The following is a 21,225-nucleotide window of genomic DNA, read 5'->3' as shown; positions in this document are numbered from 1 at the left end:
ATCCTCTGCTGAGATCTAAACTCAAAAGTCTACCTCGGCAGCCACCGCTGAAAAGCCGTGAGCTGTTGCAACGCGTGCCGCCGAGTCGGTTGAAAGCTAACCAATTAACTCTTACACGACAACCCTGTGCGCGGTGTCACCCCGAAGAAATTTTTCGCATTCGGTTTAGTGGCTAACGGGCTGTTTGCTTTGGTCGGGAGTTTGGCGTCCATTTGCCACGCATTCCAACCGCCGTCATACACCATGGTATTCTCCCAACCCGCCATTTGGGTCATAAACCACGGAATGCCTGCCCGCCAGCCGGTGCCGCAATAAAATGCCAAGCTGTCGCCTTTATTGATACCTTGCGTTTCCCATAATGCAAAAATCTCTTTCGGGTTGCGCAATGAGCCGTCGGGATCATAATAATCCGCCACATTGGAGGAATCGGTGCCGGCAAAGCCCCAAACCGCCCCTTCCAGTTCGCCTTTGCCGTCAATGTAATCATAGCCGCTGATCTTGCCTTGATGTTCGTCCCAAGCACGGATACTGACCAATTTCAAACCTTCTTGTTGTTGCTTATCACGGGCTTGTCGGGCGGTATTAATCGTCAGTTGCGGCTTTGCCGGAATGGTTGTGCCGAACTGACTGATCGGCGTCGGGATATTCACGGCGGTATCAATCGGGAACTCATTGTTGATCCACGCATTCACGCCGCCGTTGAGAATTCGCACATCTTCCACCCCCGCCCATTTTAACGCCCACAGCACACGAAACGCGGCAAGTTGGTTTTCCGAATACAGCACCACGGTTTTATCTTTATGAATGCCGTTTTTTAATAAATTGGCTTCAATCACTTGCGGATCGGATAAATTCCACACCGGTCCGTTTTCAATCCAGTCGGTATCAAAATGATACGCTCCGGACACGTGCTGTTTGTAGCCTTGCGCTTGCTCCACCGGGCCCCAAGAAACGTGGAACACCATAATCTCTTTGCCGGAATCGGTTTCCGGTTTTTTGCCGTCTAATGCGTCTTTCAGCCAACCGGCGGAAACGAGCAATTGATAGTTCGGGAAGGATTCGAGCGGCGTTTGCGGATCGTTGGCGTAATTGATGAAATCTTTAAACAACCGCACTTGATAGCCTTTGGCGATAAATTCGGCACTGACGCGCTCCAAATTATCCAAGTTGTCATCATATAAAATAATGGTTTTCTCTTTAGTGATACCTTTGCCGGCGGCGAAACTTTCAAAATAGTCCGGTTGAATTGCGTCCAGCCAATCCACCGTGAATTGCACCGCATTCGGAATATGCCCGCCGCGTACCGCATTCGGGCTTTTGAAACCGTTGTAAAAACTGTCGCCGCGGGTATCCACAATCACAAATTCAGGATTATTTTGCGCTTTTAATACATCGGCTTGTGAAATATCGCTGGCTTTTTGTTCTTTACAGCCCATTAATAACGTTGAAATGATTAAGGTTAACCCGCTGATCTTAAATAAGTGCATAAACGCTCCTAATTTGTTGAATGAATAATGTTTTGTTTGACCGTGTGATAACAATATACTCCCAACATCATCATCAACGCGGCGATCCAAGCCTGCCACGAGAAATACGCCGTTCCCACCACGGCATTTGCCATGGTGCAGCCGCCGGTTAATGCCGCGCCAATCCCCATTAAGATACCGCCCGCCGTGCTTTTGCCAAATTCCGCGGCAGAAAGGGATTTCCACAGTAATTTTTTGCCCTGCCAAGCGGAAAGAAACGCCCCGATCACAATGCCGAAAATCAAATAAGTGCCCCAATTGAGATAGCGTTGCTGCCCCAGCACCACATATTGCACGCTGTTGCCTAACGGAATGCTGAAGCTCAAACCGAATTCACGCCCGGTTTGCGCACTCGACCACCAAGCCGCAATACTGATCAGACCGATTAACAGCGCGGTAAAGTGCGGTGACCAAGGGGCAGAAAACCCGCTAGGGAAAAATGAGGCGGTACGTTTGCTTTTTATCACGGCAATGATCGCCAACGCACTCAACGGCAGAATAAAATACAACGGTGAAATTGCCAGACTTTGCGGCACGGTGACTAATTGGCTTTGCGATTGCAGCATATTTGCCACCCAAAATTTCAACATTCCGGTTTGGGTGGCGGTGGTGGTGAGGGCAAAAATCAGCAACGTGATCCAACCCAGAATACTGCCTTCGCCGCTGCGGTATAAATGCCCTGTCACGCAGCGATTCGCCACGCTCATGCCGACCCCGAACAGAAACGCGCCAAACAAGGTTGCCGTGATCGGCATTGGCGAGCTCGGCAGACGAATCAGCCCTTGTTGTTCCAGTAGAAAAAAACCGATTGCTTGAATGGCGATTAGCAGCAATAACGGTGAAAGTGCGGTAAGATTGCGTTGAAAAACAATATTATGCAGTTGGCGCGACAGGCAAAACTGCCCGCGCTGCAATACGACACCGAGCAACAGCCCGATAAAGAGACCTGATAGCGGCATAGATTAAACCTTAATACTATGACAAAAAAAGAGGTTGTTATTACAACACAAAGTGGCAAACAAGGCTAGATTTTTGTTAGGAGGTTATATGCAAATTCCTGAACTGAATCGGATTAACGAGTTGGCGCGCAAAGCCAAGCAAACCGCACTTTCAAGCGTGGAATTAGCGGAACGTCACGCGTTAAGAAAACGCTATTTACTGGCGATTCGCGGGCAGCTCAATCATGCCCTTGCCACCGTGACGGTGGTTGATCCGCTCGGCAATGACGTAACCCCGCTGAAACTGCGCCAAGCACAACGCAGCGGCATGATGACAAATTAGATAAGGAAGGACAATATGCGTACCATTAACCAAATTTATTCCGCGCCGCGCAAACATTGGGTCGGCGACGGATTTTATGTTTCGCCGCTGTTTTCCCATATGGCGAACGACAAATTCACCAGCCCGTTTTTGATGTTGGATTATGCCATGCCGCAAAGATTCGCACCAAATGAAGCTGATCCGCGCGGCGTGGGCGCACACCCGCACGCCGGTTTTGAAACGGTGACGATTGCATTACAAGGCGAAGTGGAACACCGCGACAGCGCAGGCAACGGCGGCGTGATCGGCACCGGCGATGTGCAATGGATGACTGCCGGACGCGGCATTGTACACCAAGAATTTCACAGCGCACGCTTCAGCCGCGAAGGCGGTATGTTTGAAATGCTGCAATTTTGGGTCAATTTGCCGGCGAAAGACAAAAACGCGCCAGCGGCGTATCAAGCCCTTGCCTCCGCCGATATTCCGGTGGCGGACTTGGCGGACAACGCGGGCAAAGTGCGTGTAATTGCAGGAGATTTCAACAGTAATAAGGGCGCAGCACGCACCTTCACTGAGTTAAATATGTGGGAAATCGATCTTAATACCAACGGCAAAGCCGAGTTCAATCTACCGGCAAGCCATAATCTGATGTTAGTGGCATTGCGCGGCAACCTGTTGATTAATGGTGAAAAAATCGCACGCCCGACGGAGTTGGTCACATTTAACATGGAAGGCGGCGCGATTGAACTGCAAGCGGGCGATGAAGCGGTAAAACTGGTGCTGTTAAGCGGCGTGCCGATTGACGAACCGATCGCCGCCCACGGTCCGTTTGTGATGAACAGCCGTGAAGAGTTAATCGAAAAATTCAATGCGTTTAATCGCGGCGAGTTTGGCGGTTTATAAGATACGCAACGGCAAGTGCGGTCAGGGGGTGTGATCTGACCGCACTTTTACCTGATTTTTTCTCCCAACAATCACAACCCCGACAGTTGTTGATCTTGCGGATACTGTACCGTAAAGATTTTTTTCAGCGTTTGTTTGCTGTTCGGCGCTAAAGTGATTTTTTGTTGATAGCGTCCGTTTTCATCTAAGGTAATACTTTTCGCTGTCGGCTCAAGCAAATTCACCACGATCTCTTTCTCCACCGCTTGCGGAATACGATCGTACACGGTCAGCTCCACTGCTTCGGTGCGGTTATTGTGCAAGGTGTAGGCGGTTTCGATCCGTATCACTTTCGATTTATTGATTAAGCCGCTGTTTTCTTCGGTGCGTTTCACCGGTTCGGCTTTAACGCCGACGGTTTGGTCTTCGCCAATCAATTGCTTGAATTCCTGCCCCGGCAGCAAGGTCGGCAGAGAGCCGAAGCCGATCACATCGCCGTTATAGGCGGTGCGTAAACTGCCCCCTAGCAACGGATAGTCTCGGGTATTTTTACCGCTGACGGTCAACAGAATACTGTCTTGATAATTGGGATAAAACGCATATTCGGCACTGGCGGTTTGTTCCAATTGCGCAATCACCACATTTTGGCTGGCGAGACTGCTGGCGAGCGTAACCGCGCCCGGAATTTCAAAATGGGAAGCCACTACACCGCTTTCCACGGTTGCCTGTTGCGGCGCAGCTGCTACTAATGCCATATCGGCATTTTCCAACATCATACCGCTCCGACTTTCCGCCATTGGCACTGCCGTATTTGCCCGTGGGCGCAACTGCGGTGGTTGGTAAAAATCGATCACCCACGGCTGCAATTCCGGCACTTCGCCGACCTGAATCGGGTTGGCACTGGATAAAATCAGCTTGATATTATGCCAATCCTCATTGCTGCTTTGCTGAATTTTCGCACCGTATTGCAAGTTCAAGCGGTTATCGGCGCTGTGATAATCCAGTTGATATTGCGGGCGCCATGAGGCATTGAAAGTCGTATAGCTCAAGGTCAGCGCTTGTTTACCCGCCGCCGGGACCTGCACTTGCACCCGCACCACGCGCTGCCTCAAACTATTGTCGCCGCCCAAACGCTGATATTCCTGTTGCAGCTGCTCCAGGTTGTGTTGTTGCTGTTGCCGCTTTTCTGTCAGCACGCGCCGTTCCGCGGTTAACTCGCTATACGTGCTGCGGGAAAATTGTTGCAGGCGGTTAAATTCCTCAAATGAAATCGTCGGACTGGTCTTTTCGCCGTTCAAGCGTCCGTGTTGCAGCCATTGCAACATGGTAAATTGATTGTCGATCGCCTCCAATTCATCCTGTATCTGTTTGATTTGGTCGGTTTGGTGACGGATTTGTTGTTGCAGATCGCGTAATTGCCCTGCCGCCTGCTGTTCGCTCCAACGCACTTCATTATCCAATGACAACACGGTCAAGCCCGAACCGCCCGCTGCACTGAACTGTAACGAGCTTTCTTCCAGATTGAACGGCAAATTCTCAAAAACCAATTCATGATTGCCTGCCGCCAATTGCACCTCGCCGCGGCGTTCCACTTTTGCCTGATTTTGATACAAGGTAACTTGCCGAATCTGCGAAGCAATATTTTCCACCGCCGCTGTGGCGGGCGTGGTCCAAAGTGCGGTCGCGGCTGCAATTGCGCCGATTGTGGTTTTATTCATACAAGCCTCTTACTTTAACGACGGTTTAAATTGTTGGTTAAGAAAATCAATCACCCGTTGCATTACCTGCGGTTGCGCCCAATATACGCCGGCATGATCGGCATTTTTCACCACATAACGCTCGGCGGAAACCCCTTTTTCCGCTAACGCTTCAAACAGGATCTGAGTCTGGCTTGGCGAAACCAACACATCCGCATCGCCATGCAGTAATAAAAACGGCGGCGTATTATTGGAAATATGCGTAATCGGATTGGCTTGCGCCGCCAGTTCCGGATTGGCTTTCACCGCCCCGCCCGCCGCAAACGGCGGAATGCCGTTTAACATCAAGGCTTCGGACACGTTATCGCCGTCGTGCAGCGCTTGCACTTCCGCGCTGTAATCGGCGCCGATTTGGGTTAAATCGGACAAGCCGTAAAGATCAATCGCCGCCTGTACCACGCTGCTTTGATCGAGATTCTCGCCGACATCAAACTCACGCTCACCGTTGGTGGTTGCCGCCAACGCAGCGAAATAGCCGCCTGCCGATTCGCCCATAATCGCAATTTTGTCTTTATCAATCCCGAACTCTTCGGCATGGGCGCGCAAATAGCGCACCGCACTTTTCACGTCCAACAGCGGATCGGGAAACTTGCCTTGCGGAATATGGCGGTATTCGATACTCGCCACCACATAACCGGCTTCGGCGATCGCCAAGCGTTGTTGGATATAGTTGGCTTTCGGCGACATCAAAAATCCGCCGCCGGTGACAAACAGCACTGCCGGCAGCGGCTCTTCACTTTGCGGTTTTAGCAGATCCATTTTCAAATTGAGCGGTCGCCCCATGACCAAGGGTTGGGCATAAGTGATATCCTGCCACTCATTCACCAACGGCTTTTCAATCGCCACTTCAATCAGGGTGCTTTGCGGCGGAGCGGGGTTTAGATTCGCCACGCTTCCCAGCGGCAATGCCAGCAACAACGAACCGGTCAATTTCAACAACGCTTTCTTCATTTTTTTCTCCGAAGGATAAACATATCAATAAAACGGCAACTTACTTTACTTTGACCGCACTTTATGCCAAAAGTGCGGTATTTGCCGAGGAAATCACTTACTGCATTATAGTGACCCGTTTGTCTTTCATGCTAGAATTGAGTCACTCTTATTATTTGCACAGCCCGAAAAATCTACACGACACGAGAGCCTATGTTGAAAATTAAAAAATTTTTAATAATGCCGTTTTAGTGGAAAACGAAGACAAGGGCGAAAACGAAGCCGGTTTTATTGCGCTGCACATTTTTAATGCGCACACCGATAACGATAATATGATGGACACCATGCGCAGCACCCAAATTGTGAAAGATATTCTCGCTTTGGTCGGCTACCATTACTGGACGAAAACAGTGTGGACCATGCGCGTTTTGTGACCCATTTGCACTATTTCGCCCAACGCCTGTTCTAGCTGCAAAGTGCGGTCGGCGGCGATGATTTTCTGTATCAACAAACCCGCCAAGCCTATCCGCGCGCCTATCACTGCGTTGAAAAAATCGATCACTATCTGCAGCACCATTTTCAAAAGCGGCATATTGCTCTACCCGGTGATTATCGCCAATACTGAAGATTATCTTGATGTGATTCCCATGCAGGAAACGCACATCGCACAAGGCGAGCCGTTAATCTCGATTGTTTTGAATAAAGCATAAATTGCAACAAAAACCGCACTTGAGGCAAGTGCGGTATAACATAACCTGATACATTTCAACCAAAAGAGGAAAACAAAATGAGTAATTTAAAACCCTTTCCACACGACTTTTTATGGGGCGGTGCGACTGCCGCCAATCAAATTGAAGGCGGTTTCGATGCCGACGGCAAAGGGCTGTCCGGTGCCGATGTGGTGGCGTATGTGCCGAAAGCCGAACGCGGTGCGCACAGCGCCTCAATCGAGATCAGCTCGCAAGCGCTGGCGGATATTTTAAGCGGCAAAAAACAAGCCCGCTTTCCGAAACGCGAGGGAATCGATTTTTATCACCGCTATAAAGAAGACATTGCGCTGTTTGCCGAAATGGGCTTCAAAATGTTGCGGGTTTCGATTCACTGGGCGCGAATTTTCCCCAACGGCTATGACGAACAGCCGAACGAAGCCGGATTACAGTTTTATGACAATCTGTTCGACGAAATGCTCAAACACGGCATTCAACCGATGGTGACGCTTTGCCACTACGAAACGCCGCTGGGTCTGACTGAAAAATACAATGGCTGGGCCGGGCGCGAAGTGATCGGTCACTTCCTGCGTTATACCGAAACCGTGTTTAAACGTTATCAACACAAAGTCAAATATTGGCTGAGCTTCAATGAAATCAATATGATCACCATGCACAGCCCGTTTACCGGCGGCGGGGTGGTGATTGACCGCGTGCCGCAAGCCGAACAGGAAAATGTGAAATATCAGGCGCTGCACCACCAATTTATCGCCAGCAGCCTTGCCACCAAAGCGCTGCACGAGATTATTCCCGACGGCAAAATGGGCTGTATGCTGGCGCGCCTACCGCACTACGCCTACACCGCCGACCCGCAAGACCAACGCTTGGCGCAATGGCTAAACCAACAAAACCTGTATTTCACCGACGTACACGCGCGCGGCGAATACCCGAAATATATGCTGCGCCACTGGGCGGAAAACAATGTGCGTATTCACAAAGAACCGGGCGATGACGCGATTTTAAAACAGTATCCGGTGGATTTTATCTCGTTCAGCTACTACATGTCGCTCACCGCCACCACCCACGACCATGCGGAACGTACCGCCGGCAATCTATTGGGCGGGGTGAAAAACCCGTACCTGCAAGCCTCCGACTGGGGCTGGCAGATCGATCCGGTCGGTTTGCGCATAACCTTAAACGACATGTATGACCGCTATCAAAAACCGCTGTTTATCGTGGAAAACGGCTTGGGCGCATATGATCAGGCGGAAGCCGACGGCAGCATTCACGACGATTACCGTATCGCCTACCACCGCGCCCACATTCAGCAAATGCAGGAAGCGATCAACGACGGCGTCGATCTGCGCGGTTACCTAAGCTGGAGCGCGATTGATTTGGTCAGCATGTCCACCTCGGAAATGTCGAAACGCTACGGTTTTATCTACGTTGACCTCGACGATGACGGCAACGGCAGCAAAGCCCGTTCGCGCAAAGATTCGTTCTTTTGGTATAAAAACGTGATCGCCAGCAACGGCGGGGAACTGTAACTGCAGATAGGAGAAACCGCACTTTGAAGCTGTGATCATCAGATCAAAGTGCGGTTGCGGCTGTCAGGTAGGAATAAAATTATTCTTTATTCTCAATCGGCTTCTTCGCCAGATAGTTATACGCTACCAGCAGTACGAAAATACCGGTAATGGTGGCGGTGATCATGTTCAACGACAAATATTGCGCCATGTAGCCCAACGCAATACCGACAACGCCGAAATCGGTATCGGAGAAGGTGGTGTTGGCAAAGCCGAGTGATCCCAACACCGGCAACAAAAACACCGGCAGGAAGGTGATCAACACCCCGTGGCAAAATGCCCCCAGCATTGCGCCGCGCCGACCACCGGTCGCATTACCGAACACACCCGCCGTTGCGCCGCAGAAGAAGTGCGGTACTACGCCCGGCAGAATCAACACCCAGCTTAATTGCCCCAAAATAAACAGACCGACGATACCGCCCAAGAAACTGAACAAGAAGCCGATTAACACCGCATTCGGCGCATACGGAAAGACAATCGGACAGTCCAGTGCCGGACGGGCATTCGGAACTAATTTTTCCGAAATTCCGGTAAACGCCGGCACGATCTCCGCCAGAATCAAGCGCACGCCTGCCAAGATAATATATACGCCGGCGGCAAAGGTAATGCCTTGAATAATCGCATAAACCAGATAATTTTGTCCGCCGCTCAGGTTTTGTTCGATATACTCGCTACCGGAAGAGAGCGCTAAAATCAGATAGATCACCATCATGGTCAGGGAAATCGAAATCGAGCTGTCGCGCAAGAAGCTGAGGTTTTTCGGTAAATTGATCTCTTCGGTTGACTTCGAGCCTTTCCCCGTGGCTTCGCCGATCGCACCGGACAGCACATAACCGACAGTGCCGAAATGACCGAAACCGACTTCATTGCTGCCGGTAATGCGTTTCATATAACGGTGGGCAATCGCCGGGAAAAATGCCATGATCAAGCCCAAGGTCAATGAGCCGACAAACACCAATTGTACCCCTTCAAAGCCCGCTACGGTTAAAATCACGCCGATCATACACGCCATGTAAAAGGTGTGGTGTCCGGTCAGAAAGATAAATTTCAAGCGGGTGAAACGTGCCACGATAATATTCGCCAACATACCGAACGCCATGATCAACGCGGTTGCCGTGCCATATTTCTCTAGCGCCATCGACACAATCGCTTCATTATTCGGGATGATACCCTGCACATTAAAAGCAAATTCAAACATATTGCCGAGCGGATTCAGCGAGCCAACTAAGACGCCGGCACCGCCGCCCAACACGATAAAGCCCAAAATGGTTTTAATCGTGCCTTTAATCACATCCGGGAAGGCTTTTTTCTGTAACAATAATCCGACCAGTGCAATCACCCCGACCAGAATCGACGGGACTTTCAAAATATCAAGAATGAAAAACAGGATAGCTTCCATCATCAAACTCCTTATCGGTTAAAACTCAGCGATTAAAATACTCGCCTAATTTTTGTTCAAATTCCGCAGCGCTGACGATGTTGGTCACCACCACAATTTTATCCGGCGAAACACTGCTGCTTTCGGCGATATCGCGCGCCATCACAAACACATCCGCTTCATTCGGCGTTACCGACGCCAAATCGGTATGCCCGACTTCAGCCTCAATCCCTAACTTCACCAAGGCTTTCTTGATGTTCATTTCCATCATAAAGCTGCTGCCCAAACCATGTCCGCAGACTGCCATAATTTTCATACTGTTGCTCCTTTCGTTTTAATACCGGTTGTTAAATAAAGTTAATAACGATGTGCTACTGCGGCGATATGTTCGATATCCGCCGCTCCGATTATTTCCTCGACCGCACTTTCATCAGCCAACAATTCGGCGACCGCCGCCAGCATATCCAAATGGGAGGAATTGTCCTTCGCCGCCAATAAAATCACCAGCTTGACCGGATCATTTTCTGATCCGAAATCAATTCCCTGCTTGATCACCAATAGCGAGAGCGCTTGAGCCAACGCCCCGTCTTCCGGCCGGGCGTGCGGCATGGCAATTTGCGGCGCAATCACAAAATAAGGTCCGATTTCCTCATACAGCTGAAAAATACGATCCAGATAACGCGGCTCGATCAGCTGCCCGTCCAACAACGGTTGTGCGCATTGTTTAACCGCCTGTTGCCAGTCGGAAACCGACTCGACCAATTGGATATGCGCAAGGGGAAGATAAGATTTCAGCATAGTTCGTTCTCCAGATGATGACGATATCCAAAGTGTAAACAGCAATGTTAGCGCTATCAATCAAATAAGTCTGATTTTGTGATAGCACTAACGTTTTTAATACAATAAGCTGTTTTCACTGATTTGTTTGTTATACTTTGAATAAAAATCCATAAGGGCAACACATGTCTTCCAGCACACCTCCAACACGAACCCGACGCACCACCGGCAGGGTAACCCTGGCAGATGTTGCCAAACGGGTCGGCGTAGGGCAGATGACGGTATCGCGCGCCTTACGCACACCGGAATTGGTGTCGGACAACTTACGCAATAAAATCGAAAGTGCGGTCAAACAATTGGGTTATATCCCCAATTCCGCCGCCAGAGAGTTGGCATCGGTTTCGTCACGTAACGTGGTTGTGGTCACCTCTTCACTCACCTCAAGCGAAAATTGTCTGATTTTATCCGCTTTGCAACAAAGCCTAAAAATGCAGAATCTTCAATTGGTTATCTTAATCGCCAACGGCACGAGCTGGTTCAAGGAGTTGATCAATAATGCGCCGGCGGCGATTATCTTATTGAACCTTGCTTGTCCGCCAAAAGAGGCGCAATGGATAAAAAACAGTACGATTCCGGTGATTGAAATTGGCGCGATCAAGCCTGCCCCTTTGGGGATTAATATTGGCGTGGACAGCAAAGCGGCAATACAAACTTTAATTACATTTTTAGTGAAAAAAGGTTACCGCAATCTGGGTTTACTTTCCGCCATGCAAGATAGCGCAACCTTTCAGCACTATTTGGAAAGCTGGCAGAGCGCATTATTAAGTCAGCACATCAGCCCGCACTTGGTGCTACATCGTCCGGCTGAGACTACGTTTTCAACAGGTGCCGAATTATTCAATGAAGCCCTATTAGAGTGGGGGCAAATCGACGCCTATGTTTTTCTCTCCGATGAATTGGCATGCGGTGCGCTATGCGAACTTGCCCGCAAGCACATCGCCGTACCATACGATATCGCCATTGTCGGCATGGGCGGTTTGGACATCGGCAACGTGATTCATCCGCGTTTAACCACCATCCAAATTCCTTATGAAAAAATGGGCGAACTCGCCGGCAAAAAACTGCAAACCCTGCTACAACAAGAAAATACCTCACTTTTGCCTGAAATCATCAGTGTACCGATTAAGTTATTAGAGAGGGGGAGTGCTTGATGATTTTTTAGTGTTAGCGCAACTTCTCTTTCACCATCAAAAATATTGATCCATATCACAAATTTCTCACTAAAGTGCCACCCAGATCACAAATCTGTCTATTTTTTAATAAATGGAACCAGTTCCATGATAGTTTTTTACTAGCTAAAATTCTTTTTAGCAAACGCTAAGATGGGCAGAAATCATAATTTAACGGAGTTATTTATGAAAAAAGTATTAATGTTGTTAATGTCAATCGCAATTATCGGGTGTGGAGAAGCAGAGAACACAAACAATAATGGTGATAAACCGATAAAATTGGTTGCCGCACACAACCAAACCAATATAACCAGTCCATACCAAACCGGCATGCTAAAACTGAAAGAGTCCGCCGAACAATCCGGAAAATTTGATATCGAAGTTCATGCCGGAACTATCGGTACGAACGAAAACGAGTTAGTTGAAAAACTCGTCTTGGGCGGTGCAGATATCGTGTTGGTTTCACCGGGATTTATGACTTCTGCCGGTATCGATGAAGTGGATCTGTTTTCTTTACTCTACCTATTCAATAACTATAGTCACTGGGAGAAAGTGGTTGACAGTGATATCGGCAAGAAAATTGCCGATATCATTTATCAAAAATCGGGGAATAAATACTATGTCATCGCCTACTGGACTGCCGGTGTGCGCCATTGGTACGGTAAAAAACCGATTAATACACCTGATGATGCCAAAGGATTAAAAATCAGAACGCAAACCGCTGGTGTAGTGTCCGATTTTTGGACCTCAATCGGGGCGATTCCTACTTCCGTAGCCTGGGCGGAGCTATATCAAGCCTTAGCCAGTAATGTAGTGGACGGTTCTGAAAATGCTTATCCGTATCTTGTACCGATGGAACATCACAAAACCGCTAACGGAAAATATATTTCCGAAACCGCCCATGATTACACAACGCGCCTTTTATTAATGAAGGCAAATGTTTGGGACAGTATGAGTGAAGAGCAAAAAACAATATTAGAAACCGCAATCAAAGAAGCGACACAGGCTGAACGCAATGCTATTTATAGTGAAGAAAATCAGTATAAAGACAAAGCGATTGCAGACGGCGCCGTGATTAACAGCGTGGATACGCAACCGTTCAGTGCCACCGCCCAAACCATTCAAGATCAATGGGCGAAAAAACACGGTATGACAGATACATTACAACAAATCAGAAATACAAAATAAATTCAATTGGTTAAATTGTTAGAATTTATTTTGTTATAACCTTGGATCAGGGGGATATATGCAAAAATTGACTGATTATTTGGAAAAAATACAACTGTGGCTCGGTACACTGCTTTTGGTGATTTTTGTCATCACCACCCTGCTCCAAGTCGGCACTCGCTATTTAGGCATTAGCGCCACATGGACCGAAGAAATCTCGGTTAACGCATTTATCTGGTCTATGTTGCTGGGTGCCGCGGTGATGGCCAAACACAAACAACATTTCAGCTTCACGCTGCTGAACGGCCAGTTTTCACCGCAGAAAAAACCGCTTCTGCTTATTGTACAAGATGTCATTATCATCGTTTTCTGTGCTTTTTGCTTTGTCTACAGTGCAGAAATCACCAGTACTTTCTGGAACTCGCGTTGGATTAGTATTCCAAGTTTAAAACAAGGTTATGTCTGGCTGATCCTGCCGATTACCTTTATCAGTATCGTGATCTATTTAGTTGAAGATATGATTAAACAGATCACCGCACTTAAAAACGGCACGCCGCTATCTGATGATACCGATGACACATTAGGAGAAAAATCATGACGCTATTATTGGTAACAATCCTATTTATCGTGCTGATTCTTATCGGTATTCCAATTGCATTTTCCATTGCAATCGCCGCATTAATCGGTATCGCGACAATCAGCGGCGTGCCGAATACCATGATTCCGATGAAGATGTTTTACGGTTTGAACTCTTATGTGTTGTTGGCCGTACCGCTCTTTGTATTAACCGCCACTATTATGAACCAAGGCAATATTTCAAGAAAACTGATTGATTTTTCCTTAGGGATCGTCGGGCGTTGTCCCGGTGGTTTAGGCCATGCCAATGTGATGGTATCCATGTTGTTTGCCGGTGTAAGCGGTTCTTCACAAGCCGATACCGCCGGTGTAGGAAAAATTTTAATTCCGAATATGCTTGAAAAAGGCTACAGCCGTGAAATGGCGGTGGGGGTGACCGCTGCCTCTTCCACCATCGGCAGCATTATTCCGCCTAGCATCACGATGGTAATCTACGGCGGATTAACCAATACCTCCGTCGGTAAACTGTTTATCGGCGGCATTTTACCCGGTATTGCCATCGGTCTCGGCATGATGTTCTTTATCTATTATGTTGCGGTTCGTAGTGCACTGCCGCGCGAAGCAAAAATGCCGTGGAACGTTTTTCTGCAACTCTTTAAAAACTCGATTCCGGCATTGATCACGCCTCTGATTATTATCGGTGGAATTGTTTTCGGCGTGTTTACACCGACCGAAGCCGCCGCTTTTGCTGCCTTATATGCTTACTTCGTCAGTGCTTATTTCTATAAAACGATTACCTTTCGAGATTTACCGAAAATTTTAATCGAAACCTTAAAATTAAGCTGCTTGTCTTTATTCGCCTTGGCCGCAGCTTCCGCTTTAGGTGAGTTTTTAGGCTATTTCAGAATCAATACCTTAGTTGCCGGTTTCTTCAATGATATCGGCGGCAGCCAATATGTATTTCTATTGCTGATTATTTTATTCTTCCTGTTTATCGGTACTTTTATGGATGCTATCCCTGCGATGGTCTTATTCGTACCAGTAATTTATCCGGTGGCGCAAACAATAGGCGTTGATCCGATACAACTAGGTATTGTCATCATTATTACCCTGTCAGTAGGATTGGTCACACCGCCTTACGGATTGTGTTTATTAATTGCCAGTGTGATTGGTAATCTGCCCATTGACAGATCCTTTAAAGCAGTGATGCCGTATATTACAATTATTTTAATTGTATTGGCTATTGTTATTTTCATGCCGGCCATTTTATTGAATAATGTCTTTTTATAATCATTAGGCATGTATAATATGAAAACAACTTCGAGAAATAAAAAAGCCACGATTAGCGATGTGGCAACCTTGGCAAAAGTAGGAAAAACCAGTGTATCGCGCTATCTGAACGGCGAATTTCATGTGCTGTCGGATAATATGCAAAAGAAGATTGCACAAGCCATCGAAACGCTGAATTACCAACCTAGCCAAATCGCTCGAAGTATGAAACGCGGGCGCACCCGACTGATTGCGCTGATCTTTGCCGACATCAATAATCCCTATTCCATTGATGTCATGCAAGGGATCGAGGCCGCCAGCCGTGAATATGGTTATACCTTGCTTGTTTTTAATACCAATAATCAGTTTGAGCAAGAAAAACAGATTTTACAATTGATGTTCAGCTATCAAGTTGAAGGTGTCATTATCCATGCACTACGCACTCATGACGATAACTTTAAACAATTTTCTCTCCCTATTGTCTCTATCGATCGGCAAATCCATGAGCTGAATTGCGATGTCGTAGGTCTGGATAACGAACAAGCCTCTACGTTAGTGACGGAACATCTCATTCGTAGCGGTTTTGAAGCAATTTTATTTATCACGGAAACGATTAACGATATACAACCGCGCCAAAAACACACTGACACGTTCAAACAAATAATTACGGCAAATCAACACTGTAGTGGCACAGTCGCTGAATTAGTCAGCAGCAAGGATCAACAAAAAATGGATAGCGTCATTACTGAATTTTGTGCCAAAAATCGCGGTATGCGCAAAGCGATTATCTCGGTTAACGGTGCCGTTACACTAAATATCTCGCTTTCTCTAAAACGCTTGAAATTAGAATGGGGCAAAGATATCGGCTTAATCGGTTTTGACGATCCAATTTGGGCCGCGCTGGTCGGCGGCGGAATCACGACGCTGAAGCAACCGACGTTCCAAATAGGTTTTAACGCTTTCGAATTACTCTATCAACGCATGAATGGCGACACTTCGGATTTTCAAAATGTATTCTATCCGGGGGAATTAATCATCAGAGAATCGGCTTAAGCCAAAAGGGAGTTACCGTCTCTTTTTTAACAAGAAATGGTATCGGTTCCAACCAATTAACTGATAGAAAATAAAATTAGAGAAAAATAAAAATCAAGGAATACACATTATGCGCAGAAAAATAATTATAACCACTTCCGCTTATGGAGCCGATTACATCAAAAGCATCGGCGGACAGGGAGAAATTCTCACCGTCATCAAAGCCTCAGGCGCAGATGGGGTTGAAATCCGTCGGGAATTATTTTCAGACGAAGTATTGTCAGAACTCCCCCGACTGGCGAATAAGATCAAACAAGCTCAATTAGCCTGCTTCTATTCGGTTCCTTTTCCATTGTGGATATCACCGGAAAAAATCCATCCGCAGCTGCGGCAATATTTTGCTGAAGCACGGCAACTTAATGCCGACCTTCTCAAATTCTCACTTGGTGATTTTAAGCCTGATACGCCAGCGGTATTAGCCGATACTTTAAAGCAAATTATGGATATGTACCCTGAAATTCAATGTGTCATCGAAAATGATCAAGCCAAAAAGAGCGGTAACTTGAATAGCATGGTCGCGTTTACCCAATGGCTGACAAGACACCATGTGCCGTTGCGACTGGCTTTTGACAGCGGTAATTGGGCATGGGCGGAACAAGATCCGCAACTTGCCGCCCAACAGTTGGCGGCTTATGTCGGCTATATCCATATTAAATCAACCGCACTTGATACCACTGGAAAACGAATAACTGTTCCGCCCAAAAATCAAGAGGATCGCTATTTGCAAATCGTGCAACGATATTTACCGCAAAATGTCGCACGCGGGATTGAGTTTCCGTTAATCGGCGGCGATTTAGTCGCTATATCGCGACACTTTGTCGAACTATTGAGAGGATAACCCTATGTCAAAACAGCCTATTCTAGATGTGATTACCTATGGTGAAGCCATGGCAATGTTTGTCGCGGCTGAAACTGGAAACTTATCTGAAATTACGCATTTCACCAAACGTGTTGCCGGTGCGGAACTCAATGTCGCCACCGGCTTGGCTCGTCTCGGGTTTAAAGTGGCGTGGTTAAGTCGGGTTGGTAATGACTCTTTCGGACAATTTATTTTGCAACAACTGGCTAAAGAAAATATTCACCATGATTGTGTCAGCATTGATCCGCACTATCCGACCGGCTTTCAACTGAAAGCCAAAGCGGAGCAAGGAACTGATCCTGCGGTAGAATATTTTCGCAAAGGCTCGGCAGCCAGCTATCTATCGCTTGCCGATTTCACACCTGCGCCGTTCCTGAATGCCCGTCACCTGCATTTAAGCGGAGTTGCCGCCGCTTTATCCGACAGCAGCTACCGCTTATCATTACATTTGATCGATTTTATGCGAACGGCAGGCAAAACTATCTCTTTTGATCCCAATTTGCGTCCGACACTTTGGAAAAGCGAACAAGAGATGGTAAGAAGTTTAAACCAACTCGCCAGCAAAGCCGACTGGGTACTGCCAGGCATTAAAGAAGGACGTATTTTAACCGGTTTAAGAGCTGCCGAAGCGATTGCCGATTTTTATCTGGAAAAAGGGGTGAAAGCCGTCATTATTAAACTGGGCGAACAAGGGGCTTACTTCAAAGATCATCAGGGAAATCAAGATACGATTCCACCTTGTCCTGTGGAAAAAATTGTTGACACGGTAGGTGCCGGTGACGGTTTTGCAGTAGGAGTAATCAGTGCCTTACTGGAAGGAAAAACATTGATACAGGCCGCTAAACGCGGGAATCGTATCGGCTCTCTTGCCATACAAGTGATTGGCGACAGTGAAGGCTTGCCGACTCGAGAACAGTTGGGCGCTTTTTAATAAATCGAACCGCACTTTAAGGATAAAGCAATGAAAAAAACCGTTATTCTCTATAAAAAAATCCCGAATGAGCAAAAAGCCCGTTTAGCTTCTCACTTTAATCTCATCACTTTTGACGGCATCACAACGGATAACCGCAATAAAGTGATCGCCGCCTTAGCCCAGGCTGACGGTTTAATCGGTGCCAGCGTGCCAATCAAACAAGAACTGCTACAATTTGCACCGAAATTAAAAGCCATTTCAACCATCTCCGTCGGTTATGATCAATTTAATGTCGATGATTTAACCCAGAGAGGTATCCGTTTAATGCACACTCCCAATGTCTTGACTGATACAACCGCCGATACGATTTTCACCTTAATTTTGGCTACCGCGCGCCGCGCAGTAGAGCTGTCAATGCTAGTCCGTACCGGTCAATGGCAACACAGTATCGGTTCCGAGTATTACGGAACGGACGTACATCATAAAACCATCGGTATTCTGGGAATGGGACGGATTGGAAGTGCGGTCGCCAAAAGAGCGTATTGCGGTTTTGACATGAAAGTGTTGTACACTGGCAAGCAAGTAAACGAGCAGGTTGAACGGCAATACCAAGCCGAACGCTGCCCGTTAGATGATTTGTTACGGCGCGCTGATTTTGTCTGTATCACACTGCCACTAGTCCCGACTACGGAAAAATTGATTTCGAAAGAAAAGCTGGCTTTAATGAAGCCGTCTGCCATTTTGATTAACGCTGCACGCGGCAAAATTGTCGATCAACAAGCGCTGATAGTAGCTCTGCAAAGCGGTAGTATTAAAGCTGCTGGACTGGATGTATTTGAGGTTGAGCCGCTGCCGCCCGACTCTCCGTTAATAGCGCTGCAAAATGTCGTTCTCCTGCCACACATCGGTTCAGCTACCAGTGAAACCCGCGATAATATGGCTCGCTGTGCCGTAGATAATTTAATTGCAGCACTCAAATCTGAAAAACCAACCCAAAATTGGGTAAATCCAGCTGTAGGATAATCGGCTAACCGCACTTTAACGATGTATCCAACCTCTTAAATCCGATCCGACGAATGTTAGGCGTACCGCACTTGGCGGTTCGCTAAAAGTATAGTTAATCGGTTCCGGGAGCGCTTTGGCTATCGAATAAGGAAAAATACCGCGCACCTCCGTCTTCACGTCAGAAGAACCGTATTTGACCGTTTCATAGATCAGCGGAATGTTGCCGTTATTGATTACACTGGCATTACGCCAACCGAATTGGTATGGCACGTCAAGTTGCTGTTGATTATCTAATTGATATTGCTGTGGTATAAATAAGGCGTATTCCGTAACTTGGTTATCATCGGTCACCACCAGCAACTGATTTGCCATGCCCCATAACACCGCTGCCAATACCGCCAATCCTAATGCTAAAGTGCGGTTGATTTTGAGTGAATTTTTATAACGACTGAAGCGGAAAACCAATAATGGCAATAAAACCAGTAGAATCAATAGCGCATAAAACAGTTTAATCGGCAGCATTACAAATCCTTTATTTATCTATAATCCGGATAGCAAAAAGGGTGAACATGATGTTCACCCTCTTAGATTATTGCTTAAAAATCAATTATTTGATGATTTTCGCCACAACGCCCGCACCAACGGTACGACCACCTTCGCGAATCGCAAAGCGTAAGCCTTGGTCCATCGCAATCGGGTGAATCAGGCTGACAACCATTTTGATGTTGTCGCCAGGCATTACCATTTCCACGCCTTCCGGTAACTCGATTGTACCGGTTACGTCTGTGGTACGGAAATAGAATTGCGGACGGTAGCCTTTGAAGAACGGAGTATGACGACCGCCTTCATCTTTAGACAATACGTACACTTCTGATTCGAAGTCAGTGTGCGGAGTGATTGAACCCGGTTTCGCCAAGACTTGGCCACGTTCGATTTCTTCACGTTTGGTACCACGCAACAACGCACCGATGTTCTCACCCGCACGACCTTCGTCTAACAGTTTACGGAACATTTCGACACCGGTAACGGTGGTTTTGGTGGTGTCTTTGATACCGACGATTTCAACTTCGTCACCGGTACGTACGATACCGCGCTCAACACGACCGGTAACTACCGTACCACGGCCGGAAATGGAGAACACGTCTTCGATTGGTAACAAGAACGGTTGGTCGATCGCACGCTCCGGCTCAGGGATGTAAGTATCCAAGTGCTCTGCCAATTCGATGATTTTCGCTTCCCACTCAGCGTCGCCTTCCAACGCTTTCAGCGCAGAACCGCGTACGATTGGAGTATCGTCGCCCGGGAAATCGTATTGAGACAGAAGCTCACGCACTTCCATTTCAACCAGTTCCAACAACTCTTCGTCATCAACCATGTCGCATTTGTTTAAGAATACGATGATGTAAGGCACGCCTACTTGGCGACCCAACAGGATGTGTTCACGAGTTTGTGGCATTGGACCGTCAGTTGCCGCAACAACCAAGATCGCGCCGTCCATTTGCGCCGCACCGGTGATCATGTTTTTCACATAGTCGGCGTGTCCCGGGCAGTCAACGTGCGCATAGTGGCGGGTAGGGGTGTCGTATTCAACGTGTGAGGTGTTGATGGTGATACCGCGTGCTTTTTCTTCCGGCGCGTTATCGATTTGATCGAAGGCACGCGCAGCACCGCCGTAGGTTTTCGCCAATACGGTTGTGATTGCAGCGGTTAAGGTTGTTTTACCATGGTCAACGTGGCCGATTGTTCCCACGTTAACGTGCGGTTTTGTACGTTCAAATTTTTCTTTAGACATTTTAGTCCCTCTAAACAAACACGGTTATCGATGGTTCAGTTACCACATTAACCTAATGTAGAAATTGATTTCAACTAAAATGATGGAAGTAATAAGAAAAGAGTGGTGCTGATAGGCAGATTCGAACTGCCGACCTCACCCTTACCAAGGGTGTGCTCTACCAACTGAGCTATATCAGCGCTTGGAGCGGGCAGCGGGAATCGAACCCGCGTCATCAGCTTGGAAGGCTGAGGTAATAGCCATTATACGATGCCCGCGTTCTTATTCATCTACCCCAATCATTTGGTTTTAGAATTTGAAAATGGTGGAGGGAGAAGGATTCGAACCTTCGAAGGCTGAGCCGGCAGATTTACAGTCTGCTCCCTTTGGCCGCTCGGGAATCCCTCCACACGATACTTGTCTAATGGTGCCGACTACCGGAATCGAACTGGTGACCTACTGATTACAAGTCAGTTGCTCTACCTACTGAGCTAAGTCGGCGACGCAAACAAGTGAGGCGTATTATAGGGATATAAATTTC

The 21,225-nt window shown here is 47.5% G+C and carries 22 protein-coding genes and 4 tRNA genes; 13 read left to right on the top strand and 13 right to left on the bottom strand.

The genetic code is table 11. From position 1 onward, the window contains the following. Window positions 1-104: 104 nt before the first annotated feature. Both ACWA5Z_RS05940 and ACWA5Z_RS05935 read right to left on the bottom strand, forming a co-directional pair. Window positions 105-1,487, bottom strand: a complete 1,383-nt coding sequence (locus tag ACWA5Z_RS05940) for a sulfurtransferase (RefSeq protein WP_431050692.1) — start codon at window positions 1,485-1,487, stop codon at window positions 105-107. Window positions 1,488-1,495: 8 nt separating this feature from the next. Beyond that, window positions 1,496-2,485 carry a YeeE/YedE family protein gene (locus ACWA5Z_RS05935; RefSeq protein WP_431050690.1) on the bottom strand — a complete coding sequence of 330 codons (990 nt, stop codon included), beginning with the start codon at window positions 2,483-2,485 and terminating at the stop codon, window positions 1,496-1,498. Window positions 2,486-2,573: 88 nt separating this feature from the next. Between ACWA5Z_RS05935 and ACWA5Z_RS05930 the strand changes: the two genes are divergently transcribed. Together ACWA5Z_RS05930 and ACWA5Z_RS05925 are read left to right on the top strand one after the other, a co-directional pair. Further along, on the top strand, window positions 2,574-2,807 hold the full coding sequence (locus ACWA5Z_RS05930; RefSeq protein WP_431050689.1) for a DUF896 domain-containing protein: 234 nt from the start codon (window positions 2,574-2,576) through the stop codon (window positions 2,805-2,807). A gap of 15 nt (window positions 2,808-2,822) precedes the next feature. Continuing rightward, complete coding sequence (locus ACWA5Z_RS05925) at window positions 2,823-3,689, top strand: pirin family protein (RefSeq protein ID WP_431050687.1); 867 nt, start codon at window positions 2,823-2,825, stop codon at window positions 3,687-3,689. A gap of 71 nt (window positions 3,690-3,760) precedes the next feature. Here ACWA5Z_RS05925 and ACWA5Z_RS05920 read toward each other — a convergent pair whose 3' ends face one another. After that, a complete protein-coding gene (locus tag ACWA5Z_RS05920) occupies window positions 3,761-5,386 on the bottom strand; it encodes a mucoidy inhibitor MuiA family protein (RefSeq protein WP_431050685.1) in 1,626 nt (541 codons plus the stop codon). A gap of 9 nt (window positions 5,387-5,395) precedes the next feature. Then, window positions 5,396-6,376, bottom strand: coding sequence for an alpha/beta hydrolase fold domain-containing protein (locus ACWA5Z_RS05915; RefSeq protein ID WP_431050683.1), 981 nt, complete (start codon window positions 6,374-6,376; stop codon window positions 5,396-5,398). 230 nt (window positions 6,377-6,606) lie between these two features. Between ACWA5Z_RS05915 and ACWA5Z_RS05910 the strand changes: the two genes are divergently transcribed. The 3 genes from ACWA5Z_RS05910 (at window position 6,607) to ACWA5Z_RS05900 (ending at window position 8,609) form a co-directional block, all read left to right on the top strand. Further along, window positions 6,607-6,789 (top strand): hypothetical protein, encoded by a 183-nt coding sequence (locus tag ACWA5Z_RS05910; RefSeq protein WP_431050681.1) that lies wholly within the window; start codon window positions 6,607-6,609, stop codon window positions 6,787-6,789. Window positions 6,790-6,846: 57 nt separating this feature from the next. Then, a complete protein-coding gene (locus ACWA5Z_RS05905; protein ID WP_431050679.1) occupies window positions 6,847-7,065 on the top strand; it encodes a hypothetical protein in 219 nt (72 codons plus the stop codon). 77 nt (window positions 7,066-7,142) lie between these two features. Then, window positions 7,143-8,609 (top strand): glycoside hydrolase family 1 protein, encoded by a 1,467-nt coding sequence (locus tag ACWA5Z_RS05900; protein WP_431050677.1) that lies wholly within the window; start codon window positions 7,143-7,145, stop codon window positions 8,607-8,609. A gap of 79 nt (window positions 8,610-8,688) precedes the next feature. Here ACWA5Z_RS05900 and ACWA5Z_RS05895 read toward each other — a convergent pair whose 3' ends face one another. The 3 genes from ACWA5Z_RS05895 to ACWA5Z_RS05885 are packed head-to-tail and all read right to left on the bottom strand — an operon-like array spanning window position 8,689 to window position 10,824. Further along, the gene (locus ACWA5Z_RS05895) at window positions 8,689-10,047 is read right to left on the bottom strand and encodes a PTS ascorbate transporter subunit IIC (RefSeq protein ID WP_431054302.1); all 1,359 of its coding nucleotides are present in this window, start codon (window positions 10,045-10,047) and stop codon (window positions 8,689-8,691) included. Window positions 10,048-10,072: 25 nt separating this feature from the next. Beyond that, a complete protein-coding gene (locus tag ACWA5Z_RS05890; protein ID WP_431050675.1) occupies window positions 10,073-10,342 on the bottom strand; it encodes a PTS sugar transporter subunit IIB in 270 nt (89 codons plus the stop codon). A 41-nt stretch (window positions 10,343-10,383) separates the two neighbouring features. Next, entirely contained in the window at window positions 10,384-10,824 is a 441-nt protein-coding gene (locus tag ACWA5Z_RS05885; RefSeq protein ID WP_431050673.1) for a PTS sugar transporter subunit IIA, read from the bottom strand. A gap of 164 nt (window positions 10,825-10,988) precedes the next feature. Here ACWA5Z_RS05885 and ACWA5Z_RS05880 point away from each other — a divergent pair, with 164 nt between their 5' ends. The 8 genes from ACWA5Z_RS05880 (at window position 10,989) to ACWA5Z_RS05845 (ending at window position 18,931) form a co-directional block, all read left to right on the top strand. Continuing rightward, window positions 10,989-12,014: a LacI family DNA-binding transcriptional regulator gene (locus ACWA5Z_RS05880; RefSeq protein ID WP_431050671.1), complete on the top strand. Its 1,026-nt coding sequence runs from the start codon at window positions 10,989-10,991 to the stop codon at window positions 12,012-12,014. Between the two features lie 204 nt (window positions 12,015-12,218). Continuing rightward, window positions 12,219-13,220, top strand: a complete 1,002-nt coding sequence (locus ACWA5Z_RS05875) for a TRAP transporter substrate-binding protein (protein ID WP_431050669.1) — start codon at window positions 12,219-12,221, stop codon at window positions 13,218-13,220. A 58-nt stretch (window positions 13,221-13,278) separates the two neighbouring features. Then, entirely contained in the window at window positions 13,279-13,797 is a 519-nt protein-coding gene (locus ACWA5Z_RS05870) for a TRAP transporter small permease (protein ID WP_431050667.1), read from the top strand. Beyond that, the gene (locus ACWA5Z_RS05865) at window positions 13,794-15,065 is read left to right on the top strand and encodes a TRAP transporter large permease (RefSeq protein WP_431050665.1); all 1,272 of its coding nucleotides are present in this window, start codon (window positions 13,794-13,796) and stop codon (window positions 15,063-15,065) included. The genes ACWA5Z_RS05870 and ACWA5Z_RS05865 overlap by 4 nt, the downstream gene beginning before the upstream one ends. An 18-nt stretch (window positions 15,066-15,083) precedes the next feature. After that, complete coding sequence (locus ACWA5Z_RS05860) at window positions 15,084-16,097, top strand: LacI family DNA-binding transcriptional regulator (protein ID WP_431050663.1); 1,014 nt, start codon at window positions 15,084-15,086, stop codon at window positions 16,095-16,097. A 109-nt stretch (window positions 16,098-16,206) separates the two neighbouring features. Continuing rightward, complete coding sequence (locus tag ACWA5Z_RS05855; protein ID WP_431050661.1) at window positions 16,207-16,974, top strand: sugar phosphate isomerase/epimerase family protein; 768 nt, start codon at window positions 16,207-16,209, stop codon at window positions 16,972-16,974. A 4-nt stretch (window positions 16,975-16,978) separates the two neighbouring features. Continuing rightward, window positions 16,979-17,926: a sugar kinase gene (locus ACWA5Z_RS05850; protein WP_431050659.1), complete on the top strand. Its 948-nt coding sequence runs from the start codon at window positions 16,979-16,981 to the stop codon at window positions 17,924-17,926. A gap of 30 nt (window positions 17,927-17,956) precedes the next feature. Beyond that, window positions 17,957-18,931 (top strand): NAD(P)-dependent oxidoreductase, encoded by a 975-nt coding sequence (locus ACWA5Z_RS05845; RefSeq protein ID WP_431050657.1) that lies wholly within the window; start codon window positions 17,957-17,959, stop codon window positions 18,929-18,931. A 15-nt stretch (window positions 18,932-18,946) separates the two neighbouring features. On the opposite strand, the gene ACWA5Z_RS05840 is transcribed toward ACWA5Z_RS05845, so the two are convergent. From ACWA5Z_RS05840 to ACWA5Z_RS05815, 6 genes are all read right to left on the bottom strand, one after another. Continuing rightward, the gene (locus ACWA5Z_RS05840) at window positions 18,947-19,435 is read right to left on the bottom strand and encodes a hypothetical protein (protein WP_431050655.1); all 489 of its coding nucleotides are present in this window, start codon (window positions 19,433-19,435) and stop codon (window positions 18,947-18,949) included. Window positions 19,436-19,520: 85 nt separating this feature from the next. After that, window positions 19,521-20,705, bottom strand: coding sequence for an elongation factor Tu (tuf, locus tag ACWA5Z_RS05835; protein WP_431050653.1), 1,185 nt, complete (start codon window positions 20,703-20,705; stop codon window positions 19,521-19,523). A 103-nt stretch (window positions 20,706-20,808) separates the two neighbouring features. Then, a tRNA-Thr gene (locus ACWA5Z_RS05830) sits at window positions 20,809-20,884 on the bottom strand. Between the two features lie 3 nt (window positions 20,885-20,887). Next, window positions 20,888-20,962, bottom strand: a tRNA-Gly gene (locus ACWA5Z_RS05825). Window positions 20,963-21,007: 45 nt separating this feature from the next. After that, a tRNA-Tyr gene (locus ACWA5Z_RS05820) sits at window positions 21,008-21,092 on the bottom strand. A 17-nt stretch (window positions 21,093-21,109) separates the two neighbouring features. After that, window positions 21,110-21,185 (bottom strand) — tRNA-Thr (locus tag ACWA5Z_RS05815). Window positions 21,186-21,225 lie beyond the last annotated feature (40 nt).

This window comes from Testudinibacter sp. P80/BLE/0925 (genome assembly GCF_053570785.1).
This window is presented reverse-complemented; position numbering and strand designations above follow the sequence as displayed.

Bases quoted from the DNA above. Each gene is read 5' to 3' on its own strand.
- ACWA5Z_RS05940 (WP_431050692.1), bottom strand. From the start codon at position 1,487: ATGCACTTATTTAAGATCAGCGGGTTAACCTTAATCATTTCAACGTTA.
- ACWA5Z_RS05935 (WP_431050690.1), bottom strand. From the start codon at position 2,485: ATGCCGCTATCAGGTCTCTTTATCGGGCTGTTGCTCGGTGTCGTATTG.
- ACWA5Z_RS05930 (WP_431050689.1), top strand. From the start codon at position 2,574: ATGCAAATTCCTGAACTGAATCGGATTAACGAGTTGGCGCGCAAAGCC.
- ACWA5Z_RS05925 (WP_431050687.1), top strand. From the start codon at position 2,823: ATGCGTACCATTAACCAAATTTATTCCGCGCCGCGCAAACATTGGGTC.
- ACWA5Z_RS05920 (WP_431050685.1), bottom strand. From the start codon at position 5,386: ATGAATAAAACCACAATCGGCGCAATTGCAGCCGCGACCGCACTTTGG.
- ACWA5Z_RS05915 (WP_431050683.1), bottom strand. From the start codon at position 6,376: ATGAAGAAAGCGTTGTTGAAATTGACCGGTTCGTTGTTGCTGGCATTG.
- ACWA5Z_RS05905 (WP_431050679.1), top strand. From the start codon at position 6,847: ATGATTTTCTGTATCAACAAACCCGCCAAGCCTATCCGCGCGCCTATC.
- ACWA5Z_RS05900 (WP_431050677.1), top strand. From the start codon at position 7,143: ATGAGTAATTTAAAACCCTTTCCACACGACTTTTTATGGGGCGGTGCG.
- ACWA5Z_RS05895 (WP_431054302.1), bottom strand. From the start codon at position 10,047: ATGGAAGCTATCCTGTTTTTCATTCTTGATATTTTGAAAGTCCCGTCG.
- ACWA5Z_RS05890 (WP_431050675.1), bottom strand. From the start codon at position 10,342: ATGAAAATTATGGCAGTCTGCGGACATGGTTTGGGCAGCAGCTTTATG.
- ACWA5Z_RS05885 (WP_431050673.1), bottom strand. From the start codon at position 10,824: ATGCTGAAATCTTATCTTCCCCTTGCGCATATCCAATTGGTCGAGTCG.
- ACWA5Z_RS05880 (WP_431050671.1), top strand. From the start codon at position 10,989: ATGTCTTCCAGCACACCTCCAACACGAACCCGACGCACCACCGGCAGG.
- ACWA5Z_RS05875 (WP_431050669.1), top strand. From the start codon at position 12,219: ATGAAAAAAGTATTAATGTTGTTAATGTCAATCGCAATTATCGGGTGT.
- ACWA5Z_RS05870 (WP_431050667.1), top strand. From the start codon at position 13,279: ATGCAAAAATTGACTGATTATTTGGAAAAAATACAACTGTGGCTCGGT.
- ACWA5Z_RS05865 (WP_431050665.1), top strand. From the start codon at position 13,794: ATGACGCTATTATTGGTAACAATCCTATTTATCGTGCTGATTCTTATC.
- ACWA5Z_RS05860 (WP_431050663.1), top strand. From the start codon at position 15,084: ATGAAAACAACTTCGAGAAATAAAAAAGCCACGATTAGCGATGTGGCA.
- ACWA5Z_RS05855 (WP_431050661.1), top strand. From the start codon at position 16,207: ATGCGCAGAAAAATAATTATAACCACTTCCGCTTATGGAGCCGATTAC.
- ACWA5Z_RS05850 (WP_431050659.1), top strand. From the start codon at position 16,979: ATGTCAAAACAGCCTATTCTAGATGTGATTACCTATGGTGAAGCCATG.
- ACWA5Z_RS05845 (WP_431050657.1), top strand. From the start codon at position 17,957: ATGAAAAAAACCGTTATTCTCTATAAAAAAATCCCGAATGAGCAAAAA.
- ACWA5Z_RS05840 (WP_431050655.1), bottom strand. From the start codon at position 19,435: ATGCTGCCGATTAAACTGTTTTATGCGCTATTGATTCTACTGGTTTTA.
- tuf (WP_431050653.1), bottom strand. From the start codon at position 20,705: ATGTCTAAAGAAAAATTTGAACGTACAAAACCGCACGTTAACGTGGGA.